This is a genomic window from Asticcacaulis sp. MM231, assembly GCF_964186625.1.
GTDB lineage: Bacteria > Pseudomonadota > Alphaproteobacteria > Caulobacterales > Caulobacteraceae > Asticcacaulis.
In genome coordinates, this window is record NZ_OZ075110.1 from 427,501 (window position 1) to 441,346 (window position 13,846).

The window sequence follows — 13,846 nt, forward strand, 5'->3', positions numbered from 1 at the left end:
GACCGATAGTGAACAAGTACCGTGAGGGAAAGGTGAAAAGCACCCCGACAAGGGGAGTGAAACAGATCCTGAAATCGGAAGCCTACAAGCAGTCGGAGCCCCCCAGCGGGGTGACGGCGTACCTTTTGTATAATGGGTCAGCGACTTCATGTGCCGAGCAAGCTTAAGCCGTTAGGTGTAGGCGTAGCGAAAGCGAGTTTGAATAGAGCGTTAAGTTCGTCGCATGACGACCCGAAACTAGGTGATCTATCCATGAGCAGGATGAAGGTTGGGTAACACCAACTGGAGGTCCGAACACGTGAATGTTGAAAAATTCTGTGATGACTTGTGGATAGGGGTGAAAGGCCAATCAAACCTAGACATAGCTGGTTCTCCGCGAAATCTATTTAGGTAGAGCGTCGAATGTATTCCTTGGGGGGTAGAGCACTGGATGGATGCGGGCTGCGCGAGCGGTACCAATTCTAACCAAACTCCGAATACCCAAGAGAACTGTTCGGCAGACACACTGTGGGTGCTAACGTCCATGGTGAAAAGGGAAACAACCCTAACCTGCATCTAAGGCCCCCAAATTATGGCTAAGTGGGAAACGATGTGGGATTGCTTTGACAATCAGGAGGTTGGCTTAGAAGCAGCCATCCTTTAAAGATAGCGTAACAGCTCACTGATCAAGCGATCCTGCGCGGAAAATGTAACGGGGCTAAAGCCATGTGCCGAAGATCAGGGCTCCTTCGGGAGCGGTAGCGGAGCGTTCTGTAAGCCTGTGAAGGTCAATCGTGAGGTTGGCTGGAGGTATCAGAAGTGAGAATGCTGACATGAGTAGCGATAAAGAGTGTGAGAGACACTCTCGCCGAAAGACCAAGGGTTCCTACGTAAAGCTAATCTGCGTAGGGTTAGCCAGCCCCTAAGGCGAGGCCGAAAGGCGTAGTCGATGGGAACCAGGTAAATATTCCTGGGCCAGTATGAAGTGACGGATGAGGTAACTTGTGAGGGCTTATTGGATTGCTCCTTGCAGGGAACTTGTCCCTGGAAATAACTCATACAGAGACTGTACCCGAAACCGACACAGGTGGTCAGGTAGAGTATACCAAGGCGCTTGAGAGAACTATGCTGAAGGAACTCGGCAAATTACACGCGTAACTTCGGGATAAGCGTGACTTGTATTTGGGCAACCAGATGTAAGTGGCACAGGCTAGGGGGTAGCGACTGTTTATCAAAAACACAGGGCTCTGCGAAGCTGTAAAGCGACGTATAGGGTCTGACGCCTGCCCGGTGCCGGAAGGTTAAAAGGAGTGGTGCAAGCTGCGAATTGAAGCCCCGGTAAACGGCGGCCGTAACTATAACGGTCCTAAGGTAGCGAAATTCCTTGTCGGGTAAGTTCCGACCTGCACGAATGGCGTAACGACTTCCCCACTGTCTCCAGCATAGGCTCAGCGAAATTGAATTCCCCGTGAAGATGCGGGGTTCCCGCGGTCAGACGGAAAGACCCTATGAACCTTTACTATAGCTTCGCCTTGGCGTTAGCAGCAACATGTGTAGGATAGGTGGGAGGCTATGAAGCGAGGGCGCCAGTTCTCGTGGAGCCATCCTTGAAATACCACCCTTATTGCTGTTGACGTCTAACCGAGATCCGTTATCCGGATCCGGGACATGGCGTGGTGGGTAGTTTGACTGGGGCGGTCGCCTCCCAAAGTGTAACGGAGGCGCGCGATGGTGGGCTCAGAACGGTCGGAAATCGTTCGACGAGTGCAATGGCATAAGCCCGCCTGACTGCGAGACTGACAAGTCGAGCAGAGACGAAAGTCGGCCATAGTGATCCGGTGGTCCTGCGTGGAAGGGCCATCGCTCAACGGATAAAAGGTACTCTAGGGATAACAGGCTGATTTTGCCCAAGAGTCCATATCGACGGCAAAGTTTGGCACCTCGATGTCGGCTCATCACATCCTGGGGCTGGAGCAGGTCCCAAGGGTATGGCTGTTCGCCATTTAAAGTGGTACGTGAGCTGGGTTCAGAACGTCGTGAGACAGTTTGGTCCCTATCTGCCGTGGGTGTACGAGACTTGAGAGGATCTGTCCCTAGTACGAGAGGACCGGGATGGACATACCTCTGGTGGACCTGTCGTGGCGCCAGCCGCGCAGCAGGGTAGCTAAGTATGGAATAGATAACCGCTGAAAGCATCTAAGCGGGAAACTAGCCTCAAAACAAGGTCTCGCTGAGGATCGTGGTAGACCACCACGTTGATAGGCTGGGTGTGGAAGCTCCGTGAGGAGTGAAGCTAACCAGTACTAATAATCCGATAGGCTTGATCGTTCCTCAATCAAATTTATGGAACAACATCAACATACACTGAAATTAATGTCATACCTGCTTGCCGCCTTAATCAGCCGGGCAAGCACGTTTAGCGCTAAAAGCGCACGCAATGTCTTCTCAAAACCCCTGTAATCTGTTGACCTGGTGGCTATGCCGGAAGGTCCCCACCCGATCCCATTCCGAACTCGGTCGTTAAGCCTTCCTGGGCCGATGGTACTTTGTCTTAAGTCACGGGAGAGTAGGTCGTCGCCAGGTCTACAGATTACAGAGGTTTATAGTGCTGAAAAGCACAGCCCTTCATTACAAATACACACTCGACCGTCAGGCCATTCGCTTGGCGGTCGTTTGTGTTTCTTACATATGGATCCGCTTCAAAGTACCCAAGGGCTAAGCCCGAGGAAAACCTGAAAGTGATGTTGGTGACGCGGGGTGGAGCAGCCCGGTAGCTCGTCAGGCTCATAACCTGAAGGTCGTCAGTTCAAATCTGGCCCCCGCAACCAATATTTATAACAACAATATCAAATAGATAGCCGCCTCACAAGGCGGCTTTTATGTGTCCGAAATCCACCTTCGGCTACCGCATAGCTACCATTTGAATCAAAAAGACACACACGGAAAAATGTGAACAAGGGTGGACGGTGAAGTCGGCCTGAGTTGGCCCTATCCGGACCTGGCGCAATTTGATCGACACCGGAAAAGCGGACCTTCCAGCGATCTTCCAGAGTTGGATCTGTTAGCCGATCATCCTGTGCCTTGCTTTCAACTAGTCAAACGATATAGTCTAAAATGGCTAGCTGTGGCTGGAGTTTGGGGGGGGGGAATGGGCCGATTACAAACGCGTATGCTGTTTGCGTCACGTATTGGGTTTGTGACTTTGTGCATGTTGACGGTGGCAGGTATCGCCTCTGCAGGGGATAAAATTCTGTATGAAGCCCCCGCCGGCTGGGTGAAAATTGTGGAATTGCCCAAACCGGATCCAGCGTACAGTGGGGCTCCCGGACAAATTCTCTTGCAAAACATGCAGGTGAATTTTTCTGATGACGGCACCAATACATATTTTACGGAAGTCGCTCTTCATATACAGACGCCTGCCGGCCTTCAGGCTGCGCAGGCGTTTGTTGTCTGGAACCCTGAGACCGACGAAGCAGCGGTTCACAAACTACAAATCATTCGAGGCGACCAGGTTATCGACGTGCTGGCCAGCGGCCAGACTTTTACGACGCTACGGCGGGAACAGAACCTCGACCGGGCGATGCTCGACGGCAATTTGACGGGGGTGCTACAGCCGGAAGGCCTTCGTGTCGGTGACACCATGGTGTTTGCATCTTCCATCAGGCGGCTTGATCCGGCCATGGGCGGAAACAATGAGGCTGTCTTGCAGGGACTGTCTGCCAACCCGGTTGTCCAGCAGTCGATACGCGCGACCTGGCTAGGCCAATCGGTGCGTTGGCGTCAGAGCGACGACCTGCATGGAAAAGTAATTCAGAGTGCAGACACCCGGACCTTCACGATGGACCGATCTCATGTGGTGGCGAAGGAATTGCAGGGAGATGCGCCCGCAAGGTTCAATCAATTTGGTTTGATTGAATTCTCACAATTCGCCACTTGGCAGGACCTGTCGAAACTGCTTGCTCCGCGCTACGACAAGGCGACGGTTCTGACGCCTAACTCTCCCCTTATGAAGGAGGCAGCCACCATCCGAGCGGCCTCAAACGATCCGAAGGTGCGGGCCGCGATGGCCTTGCAACTTGTCGAAAATCAAGTCCGTTATGTTTTTCTAGGCGTGAATTTGGGGGGATATACGCCAGCCGATGCCGACAGCACCTGGCAAAGGCGGTTTGGTGACTGCAAAGGCAAGACAGCTTTGCTCATCGCCCTCTTAAAAGTATTGGATATCAAAGCCGAGCCTGCCCTTGTAAGCACGGACGGAGGTGATGGGCTTGACCAAAGATTACCTAGTTTTGAGCTTTTCGACCATGTCGTCGTGCGAGCCGAGATCGAGGGCAATATTTACTGGATGGATGGCACTCGTCTGGGCGATACCAAACTTGACAGCTTGCCTGTACCGGCCTTGCGTTGGGCGCTGCCGATCAGTGATGCGGGCGCTACCTTAGAGGCCCTGCCAACAAAGCCGCTTGCACAACCTACCTCTGATACCTTTCTGCGGCTGGATGCCTCTGCAGGCCTAGATGTAACGGCCCTGGCCCATGCCGAAGCGGTTTTCAGGGGGGACACGGCGGTCCAGTTCAATATGGCATTGATGTCTATTCCTGCAGGCGACCGCGACAAGGGGCTGAGAGCATACTGGAACGGTCAATACGACTGGATTGAGCCGCGTAAGGTGTCCGCAGTCTTTGATCAGGCCACGGGCGAGGAGCGCCTCACCATGGATGGCGCTGCCAAGATGGAGTGGAAAGAAAGCGAAGATGGCAAAACCTGGCGCTACCAGACCGACATCATGAATATCGGCTGGTCATATAGCGCGAAACGCGAAGCAGGACAAAAGCGTGATATTCCGATCGTTATAAACTTCCCATACTTTCAGAGGACGCGCGAAGAGATTGTATTGCCTAAGCGTGGCGATGGGTTCACGACAGAAGGCGGCGATGTCGACCGGACGGACGGCGGCAGTGAGTTCAGGCGAACGATCGCCATGAAGGACGGAACCCTTTTTCTGGAATCGTCTAAGCGGGCGCTTGTCTCTGAAATAAGCTATGCTGACGCGATGGAAGTGGACAAAGCACTGACGGACCTGTGGGCTAAAGAGGTTATCCTGGTAGCGCCAAGGCGATACCACAAGGATACCGCGACAAAACCAAATCCGGAAACAACTGCTAATGCGTCGCCGGCGGATTCAGTGGACGACCTTTTGGCACAAGGCAAGAATTTCGCATCTCAGAACAAAATCGACGAGGCTTTGGTGGCCTACAACAAAGTGCTGCGCCTGGATGATCACAATGTGGCGGCTTTACAGGGGCGCGCCACTATCTTGGGGATGAGAGGGAACTTCGCCGCTGCTGCGGCGGACTATGAGCTAGCCCTTAAGCTGGACCCGACGCAGTGGATAACGCTCAATGGGCTGGGGGCTGCACGTCTTTCACAGGCTAGGTATGATGAGGCCATCGCCGCCTTTACCGCAGCATTGGACCTTTACCCCAACGATGTCATGGCGTTAATCTTCAGGGCTCGAGCGCATGTGGCCCAAAAAAAATTCGATCTGGCGCGCCAGGACGCAAAGTCCGCTAAGGATCTTTATGGTGAGCAGGCAGAAATATTGGTGTTGGAAGCTGATATCGAGGTTGCTGATAAACGTGTAGACGTTGCCAGAGATATTATTCGCCAGGGACTGTTGAAAAATCCCGAAGATTTCGATCTTCATGAAAAAATGGCTTCCCTTCTCGAAAACTGCACTGCGCTTGATGCTGACCAATGTGCTGAGTCCAAGAAGGGGGCGGTAGATGAATATGACGCCATCATTGCCCTCAAGCCCAGTGCCTGGGCTTTCTCAATGCGAGCGCAAGATCGTCCGAAGGCCGATCGGAAAAAGAGGCTTGAAGACATTGATGCCGGCATAAAAGCAGACCCTAAATCAACGCTCCCATTGCTCGTGCGTGCGGCCATCCTAATCAACGAAGACAAAGCCTATGACCAGGCATTGACGGACCTCGATGCGGCGGTAAAGCTCAATCCGAAGGATAGCCAGCCATATAGCATTCGCAGCGGGGTGTATTTCAAGCTCGGAAAACCCGAACTCGCCCTGGCAGATCTGGAAGCGGTAAAGCGCATTAACCCACAGCAGCCATGGGCTTTCAACGCGAGCTGCTGGAGCCGAGCAACTCATAATACGGAGCTGGACAAGGCGTTGGTCGACTGTGATATGGCAGTCAAAATGGCACCGCAGGCGCCAGCTTATTTAGATAGCCGTGCCTTTGTGAAGATGCGTCTTGGCCAACTCGATGAGGCCTTGACAGATTACAATTCGGTGCTCGCGCTTCAGCCGGACATGGCTCCGTCCCTTTATGGGCGTGGTCTTGTCAAGCTTCGAATGGGGGACAAGGCTGGAGGCAACTCGGATATCGCTGCTGCGCGCAAGAAAGTCGCCAAAATTGACGAGCAGTTTACTGAGTATGGTTTAAAACCATAATGTTGCGCCTTTTTCCGGGGGGAAGCGCAGTCAGCCCGATCTGTCGTCTTGATATTAGCTGACAGGCATCGCTCATGTCCAGTTGCGGGCCGACCACACAAACAAATGCAGCGGGTCTGGAATGGGCGCACAGGTGCCGTGTGTAATTCCGCCCATGTCGCGCGCGATTCGGGAAATCGATCTAGCGTCTCGTTCCGTACTCTTGCAGCCCGCTCGTTCTAAGCGTAGGAATTCATGTGAGTTGCTATTTGGGGGGGCATCATGTCGAGTACAGAAGAACGTTGGCGGCGCGAGCTCAACGCGGACGAAAAACTCTTATGGTCGGGGACACCTATCCAGGGCCTTCGCTTTCATCAGAGCGATTTTCTTCTCGTGCCTTTTAGCTTAATGTGGGGCGGCTTCGCCTTCTTCTGGGAGGCTAGTGTCCTCTATAGCTCCGGCGTTCGAGTCTCAGTCTCACCACCCTATATTACCGGCACTTTTTTTAGTTTTATGGCCCTCTGGGGAATACCGTTCTGCCTAGTTGGCTTGTACGTGATATTCGGCCGTTTCTTTTTTGACGCGGCAGCACGCGCAAACACAGTTTACGCAGTGACAGACCGTAGAATCATCATTGTTGCTCGTACTTCAGTCCGATCCTTGGCTTTCGGTACCTTGCCGCAGCTCGAACTGAAAGAAGGCAGCAACGGTCGCGGCTCGATCATATTTGGAGAATCGAGCTTCTTCATGGGAGCTGGATGGCCGGCATGGGGAAATCGTCGTTATAGTCGGCCCATGACGTTCGATGGAATTTCCAAGGTGCGAGAGGTTTATACATTGATAATAGACGCAGCGCACAAGGTCAGTGGTCGTTAGCCTCGATTGCTTCCGCTTTTGGGAATCGAAAGTTGAAGCGCTATATGTTCAGTTGCAATTCCGCAATAGGCGCAATCCGGCCTTGCATCTCGGCCGTGAAGCCTAGCTTAAGGGCGATATCCTCGGGGCCTTAAGTTGCGCCCTGTGGCTGAAAGTTGTTGTCCACTTTTAAGCCACTGTCTTAGCGCCAATTATAGGAGAAGCTCGAATGAAAGTCCTGTTCGCGATTCTGACAATTGGACTTTCGCTCATTGCTGCGCTTCCTCTCGCAGCGCAGGTGCCGTGTTTGGCGGGCAAGCAAAAAGCTTTAATCGAGGGTCATTTCAGTGGTCCAGTAATATGTTCAGCACGAGATGCGACCTTTGCCTTGGTCGGCCGAACATCTGGGAACGGATTTTCAATATATGACTATCGATTTAGATTCCTCCCTCAAGGGGGAAACGTCATGCATGGCGGCCAAAGGATCGTTGTATTCCAGCATGGCAGATACCTCGGCCAGTATATGTTGTCTCCGCCGCCCTTTTCGACGCTAACCGTTGACGGATCGCATGTCGTCGTAACGAAAATGGGGCACCTGGAGAATGATGTGCTCGATTTTTCAGCAGGGCCGGCTAAAGAGGCATTTCTGGATGGGCAGATTGAACAATTCGCCCGCTAAGCATGTCTTTCAAGGGCGAATACCGCCAAGGCCGGTAACCCGCCGACATTGCCCATTCTTGATCTCCCCGGCCGTATAAGAAGAAGTCCTCAATGACCGCTTGCGGGCGCTCTGTCGTTCGAACTCGGCAGTTGTCCGGATTGGTATAGGGTTATCGGATGCCTGCCGAGCGCCGACGTTGATCCAATCCTGAAGGCAGGCGTCGGATAAGCCTCCAGGGAGGAAGCCGCGGGAATGTCGAGCTTTGATTATGCCAGCCTATGGGGATTTGGTAAGTTTGGCACTTGGGGTGATGCCCATTTGAGCCTTTTTATGCATCCCGTTGGTTGCGAAGACGATCACAGAGTGTGGCTTTTGATAGGTTCTCTGCCAACTGCTATCGGCTGACTGGCCCAGGCATTGACCGGAACGCCAATTTGGCAACGACGGTGCCGATCGCTGTCTTTTAAGACAGCGGCACATTGCCCAACATGCGTTGTTCTGTTGCGCGATAGCGTCAGTCATGATGTGTCGATCCGGATTTTAGGTACGGGCTGATGCCGGGGCAAACACCCGCGCGCGAAGGTTTCGATCATGACCATACGCCCCCCGCAACAGCGGCAAGGATTGGGGCGTGATGGGAGCTCGTTATCATTCGCGGGCTCTGGTTCAGTTGGACATTGTGGTTCCGGCACATTGAGCAATTTGCGCGCCCGCGCGATATTCTCAGTCCGGCCACCATTGGCGAACAAGCCGTAATGGCGGATGCGATGGAATCCACTGGGAAGCACATGGATAAGGAAGCGACGGATAAATTCGTTAGGGGATAGCGTCATGACCTTGGCCTGGTCTTTGCCGCTGGCCCGGTAGTCTTTCCATTTAAAGGTTATCCCGGCATCGTTGATGGCGATCAGTCGTGAGTTGCCGATGGCAACGCGATGGGTATACCGCGACAAGTAAGCCAAGACAGCTTCTGGTCCGCCAAAGGGTCTCTTCGAATAGACGACCCACTCGGTTCTTCGAAGTGGTGCGAGATAGTCATTGAAGGTGTCTGGATCTGCCAATCTGGCGAGTTCATTGAAGACCTGAAGTCGCCCTTCGTTGTGTGCGGCCTTGAGCTTTTCCAAAAACAATCGGCGAAACAGGCGTGAGAGAACCCGGACGGGCAGGAAGAAGCCGGGGCGGCAGGCAATCCAGCTCAGGCCATCGCGTGATATGCCCCCTCCAGGCACGATGATGTGGACATGGGGATGGTGGGTCAAGGCCGATCCCCAGGTGTGAAGCACGCCTGTCACACCGATCTTTGCGCCCAGATGCTTGGGATCTCCAGCGATGGTGATGAGCGTTTGCGATGCGGCCTTGAACAGGATGTCGTAAACGACGGCTTTGTTCTGATAGGCGATGTCGGCGATAGCTGCCGGGAGGGTGAAGACGACGTGATAATAGGGAACCGGCAAAAGTTCGGCTTCACGATCTGCCAACCATTGCTTGGCGGCCATTGCCTGACACTTTGGGCAGTGCCGGTTGCGGCAGGAGTTGTAGAAAATAAGCAGGTGCGCGCAATCCATACACGCCTCGACATGGCCCCCAAGGGCTGCCGTTCGGCAAGAACTCGATGGCGGACATGACCTTCAATTGTCCAAGACTGATCCGTCCGGCGTTGGCGGATCGCCAAGCCGAGCCAAAGCGGCGGAAGATATCCGCGACCTCCAGTGTTGGGCGTGACACGGAATCTACCGGTCAGGCTGGCGGCCTTACTTCCGCAACGGGCAGAAAATCAAGGGGGCTGGTGATCTCGCCAATCGCTTTGAGGGCAACCCGGGTGTAAAGCGCCGTGGTGTCAAGTTTCTTATGGCCGAGCAGAACCTGGATGACGCGAATGTCGGTCTTGTTCTCGAGAAGGTGGGTGGCGAAACTGTGACGTAAGGTATGTGGGGACACACGCTTAACTATCCCGGCCTGTTCCGCGGCTACGTGGCAGAGGCGATTGATCTGGCGGGGCGTCAATGGCGCTATGCCTTCATTCCAGGGGCTTGGGAACAGCCAATAGCGCGGGCGATACTGAGACCAATATGTACGCAGCAACTCAAGGAGTTGCGGCGACAACATGACATAACGGTCTTTACGACCCTTGCCCTGTTCAACTCGAACGGCCATCCGTTCGCTATCAATGTCGCCGACTTTTAGAACGGACACCTCATGGACCCGCAGCCCGGTCGCATAGGCCGTGGTCAACATCGTCCTGGCCTTCAGGTTGGGCGCGGCAGCCAGAAACCTGGCGACCTCCTCCTGGCTAAGAACGACCGGCAAACGCCGTGCTTCCCGGGCGAAGACAACCCGATCCGTGACCTCAGGCCGGTTCAGCGTCGCCCGGAAGAAGAAAGTAGGGCGGTCATGGCAATATTACGGCTCGGAACGCCAAGACCAGAGGTGGACAGGTGAAGTTGGTATCGGCGGATATCCTCAAAATCCGCCTTGTCCGGGGAACGACCCAAAAAAACGGCAAAGTTCTTCACATGCCGCAAATAATCTTTCTGGACCTTTGGAGAAAACTGACGGATCGTCATCTCTTCAATCATGCGCCGGCGTAGCGGACTAACTGTCTCGTCGCTCATGGGGGAGCTCCTGTCTTGAGTGAGGTGGTTCGAAGCCCTCTATCTCAAGACAGGACATGCCCATCGCGCTACTGTTCTCTACTATTGACGTGCAAAACTACCGCGCCAGCGGTTTAGTCCTTGGGCGCATAGGCGAATAGTCGCTTTTTAGGTAGAATTGGGGAGCGGGTCGGTTCCCTCGCTCAGGATGGCGAGGTAACGCTGGTAACTGAACACGCGGCCACGTTTGCGCCCGGTAATTTCCTCGACGATGCCAAATCGCTCCAGATCGACGAGAGCCGCATTGACCGTAGGAGCCGAAAGCCCGGTTTGTTGGACGAGTTGGTTGGCCGTCAAGTACGGGTTCTGCTGAAAAAGATCGTGGATTCGCAGTGCTGAACCGGCACGGTCGCTTTCCGCAGTAATCCGTTCATGGTCTTCCTTGAAGAGATCGACGATGCGCGTAGCGGCCTCGAAGGCCTGATTGGCAGTATCCGCGACGCCGGAGAGAAAGAAGTCGAGCCACGCTTCCCAGGCCCCGTGTTCGCGTACCTGCTGAAGTAGGCGATAATAGTCGGCGCGATGCGATTTCAGGTATAGGCTCAAATAGAGCAGCGGCTTGCGCAGCACGCCGTTGACGCAGAGATACAACGTCACCAGGAGGCGGCCAATCCTTCCGTTTCCATCTAGGAATGGGTGTATGGTTTCGAACTGAACATGTAGCAGCCCGGCCTTGATGAGGGCGGGCAGACGCGACCCTTCCTCGTGCATGAAGCGTTCAAGCGCGTCGAGGCAACCCTCCATTTCGATCGGTGGCGGTGGCACGAATAGCGCATTGCCGGGGCGCGTCCCGCCGATCCAGTTTTGCGACCGCCGGAATTCACCGGGACTTTTTGTGCCGCCCCGCCCGCTCTCTAGCAACCGTTGGTGCATCTCGCGGATCAGTCGCAAAGAAAGTGGTAATTCTTCCAACCGTTCCAATCCATACATCATGGCATCGACATAGTTTGAGACTTCGCGGATATCATCGATCGGTTCGCCTGCCTGCGCTTCGGTCTCGAAGCGCAGAAGGTCTGATAAAGTCGATTGCGTACCCTCGATCTGGGATGAAAGGACCGCTTCTTTCCTCACATACATATACAGGAACAGTTCCTGACGTGGCAGCAACATGGTGATGCCGTCCAGCCGTCCGAGCGCACGTTCTGCAAGGCTGAGTTTTTCCAACAGGGCGAGTACGTCGATCGCTGGCGTCGGCGGCAGCGGTGGCGGCACAAAGGCACGCACGATTTCGCCCGCAACGGGGGTTTCGATGTAACGTCCAAGCCGAAGGTTGGGTGTTGATTCTGCCATGACCCATTATGTGACCGCAACGTTATTTAAGCAATATCCGTTTCGCTTAAATAGGGGCTGGGCTAAAGTAAGCGCACTTAAATAACGGACAATACAGTCATTGGTGGTTTGAATGAGTTTGGTTTTGCGAGAGCGCCACCTTACACCTTACGGTCGTTTTAGTCAGGACGGGACGACCATTGCCCCGTTGATACGCTGCATGGAGCGACGTTGCCCCGTTGATTGATCTGGCCTGTCAGAGTAAACAGAAGGCTCGATGACCGCTTACGGGCGATCCGACTTTTGGCTCCGCAGATGTCCGGAATGGCCGCGAAGGCGAATTTCTCCTGAGCCTTTTTCGACAGTTTTTAAAACGGTATATGGATTGATGCGGACGCTGGTTCGACATTGTTTTTATCGAGCAATTTTCTGACTTGGCGCACGGCTTAGCGGAAGATAGGGTGGCAGCATTTTACCGAGGCGGTGGCGTCGCGGTTGTTAGTACTTACGGAGCCGCTGTGCGTCGCGAAGCTGGATAGTATGAAAATCTGCGAGGAATTGGGAATTGTCAGTAGATCAGATTTTTGATGAGATAGAGTTTGTTGGCGAGATCTCGTTGGCAAAAACTTCGGCGGCTCTTATTTTGATAGGCCTTTGTCTGGAAAACCTTTTAAACAGTACTGTCCGTGATCATACCTATTATAGGTGGCTCTTTGAGCCATGGGCCACGCCTCTGAGGATTATTCTGGGGATGATTGCGGTCGTTGGAATAATACTAATTGCGCGAAGAGCTTTACAAAGTGCTTTGAGAATTCCAGCTGTCGAGGTCAAACAGGGCATAGTTAAGATAAACTACGATAAGAAGGGTGTGTTTCAGATATCCGATATTGACGAAATGGGTATTTTTTCAAATGGAAACTACTTCTTTCTTGTAAATGGAAAAAAGTACGGCATTTCACTTAGCTTTTGTAGTGATTCAAAATTGCTCAGGCAAAACTTGGAACTTTTACGAGTTTCGGTGTCGAATCGATTGGCTAAGCCAGTGTGTTAAAGCTAGGCCAAGCTCGCGGCGTTTTGTGTCCGGTAGGTGAGAGAGCTGATCGGCCAGCATCGAGATTCCTGTAAGGTGGAAATCTGAGTCTAGCACCGCTGCCGGGCGTGGGCTACCGCTTTTGCGGTCGCTCTATTACGAGTGAGGCCTACCTACGCTTCTTCAATGGCAATTCGAGCTGCGTCCATTGTGGAAGCCTGTTGGCGTCGGGCTTCGTCGTCGGCACAATCGCGGGCGCGGGTGGCGCGGGCGGTCTCACTGAATGCCCGCCGTCGATAAACTCCAACAGGTCACGGCGCATACTCAGACGCCGCCCGCCCACCTTCACCGACCGCAAAGCCCCTTCGGCGATCCTTTCGTAAAGGAATGACCGGCCCAGACCTGACGCCTTTACAGCCTCGTCTATGCGGTATGAAATCTTGTCGTTGGTGTCTGGCATATGGAAGCCCTCCAGACCGGATAATACCATGCCAAGCCGGTTTCGCTGATAGGCCTACGAGGGACAGGCACCGCCAAATGAGGCCAGCGAGCGCAACAAGCACGAGCCGTCGAAATTGCATTGAGGGTCTAAACATCATGCCGTGCGGGCTCTTGCAGGTCCGGCCAACCATAGGCCTGGGACCTGCCAAGAGGCTCTTTCGTGAGACATTTTTTGTGTGTCGCGCAAAAAGTCAATTAAATTAATAAAAACAATAAATCACAGCGAAATAACTCCTGTTTTTTCGGTAAATCCTTAAAAGCGATGTGCAGACAAAGACTTACGCGAAACGGGAGTTGAGCCTTTATCTTGCCTTCACTACGTACCCATTTTGTTCCGATTTTAATGCGGTGTTCAGTTGCCACATTTCGTGCGTTGCACACAATGGCGAGCGGGCTGCTGAAATAGCGTCGCCTGCGCCATCTTAGCGTGGCAGCGATTGCCTCATAAC

At 53.6% G+C, this 13,846-nt stretch carries 6 protein-coding genes, 1 tRNA gene, 2 rRNA genes and 2 pseudogenes (1 of these 11 cut by a window edge); 7 read left to right on the forward strand and 4 right to left on the reverse strand.

Annotated features, from left to right (window positions below; genetic code table 11):
* The 6 genes from ABQ278_RS21010 to ABQ278_RS21035 form a co-directional block, all read left to right on the forward strand.
* Window positions 1–2,307: ribosomal RNA gene (locus ABQ278_RS21010) — 23S ribosomal RNA — on the forward strand; it begins 475 nt to the left of the window's first position.
* A 140-nt stretch (window positions 2,308–2,447) separates the two neighbouring features.
* Window positions 2,448–2,562: ribosomal RNA gene (gene rrf / locus ABQ278_RS21015) — 5S ribosomal RNA — on the forward strand.
* 168 nt (window positions 2,563–2,730) lie between these two features.
* A tRNA-Met gene (locus ABQ278_RS21020) sits at window positions 2,731–2,807 on the forward strand.
* A gap of 320 nt (window positions 2,808–3,127) precedes the next feature.
* On the forward strand, window positions 3,128–6,451 hold the full coding sequence (locus ABQ278_RS21025; RefSeq protein WP_349322965.1) for a tetratricopeptide repeat protein: 3,324 nt from the start codon (window positions 3,128–3,130) through the stop codon (window positions 6,449–6,451).
* 261 nt (window positions 6,452–6,712) lie between these two features.
* A complete protein-coding gene (locus ABQ278_RS21030) occupies window positions 6,713–7,306 on the forward strand; it encodes a hypothetical protein (RefSeq protein WP_349322966.1) in 594 nt (197 codons plus the stop codon).
* A gap of 208 nt (window positions 7,307–7,514) precedes the next feature.
* Window positions 7,515–7,964 (forward strand): hypothetical protein, encoded by a 450-nt coding sequence (locus tag ABQ278_RS21035; RefSeq protein ID WP_349322967.1) that lies wholly within the window; start codon window positions 7,515–7,517, stop codon window positions 7,962–7,964.
* Window positions 7,965–8,464: 500 nt separating this feature from the next.
* Here the strand turns inward: ABQ278_RS21035 and ABQ278_RS21040 are convergent.
* From ABQ278_RS21040 to ABQ278_RS21050, 3 genes and pseudogenes are all read right to left on the reverse strand, one after another.
* Window positions 8,465–9,671, reverse strand: a pseudogene (locus tag ABQ278_RS21040) (IS91 family transposase).
* Window positions 9,672–9,683: 12 nt separating this feature from the next.
* Window positions 9,684–10,558: pseudogene (locus ABQ278_RS21045) on the reverse strand (tyrosine-type recombinase/integrase).
* A 147-nt stretch (window positions 10,559–10,705) separates the two neighbouring features.
* Window positions 10,706–11,887 (reverse strand): Fic family protein, encoded by a 1,182-nt coding sequence (locus ABQ278_RS21050; RefSeq protein ID WP_349322968.1) that lies wholly within the window; start codon window positions 11,885–11,887, stop codon window positions 10,706–10,708.
* A 544-nt stretch (window positions 11,888–12,431) separates the two neighbouring features.
* On the opposite strand from ABQ278_RS21050, the gene ABQ278_RS21055 reads away from it, so the two are divergent.
* A complete protein-coding gene (locus ABQ278_RS21055) occupies window positions 12,432–12,917 on the forward strand; it encodes a hypothetical protein (protein ID WP_349322969.1) in 486 nt (161 codons plus the stop codon).
* A 148-nt stretch (window positions 12,918–13,065) separates the two neighbouring features.
* On the opposite strand, the gene ABQ278_RS21060 is transcribed toward ABQ278_RS21055, so the two are convergent.
* Window positions 13,066–13,386, reverse strand: coding sequence for a hypothetical protein (locus tag ABQ278_RS21060; protein ID WP_349322970.1), 321 nt, complete (start codon window positions 13,384–13,386; stop codon window positions 13,066–13,068).
* Between the last annotated feature and the right edge of the window lie 460 nt (window positions 13,387–13,846).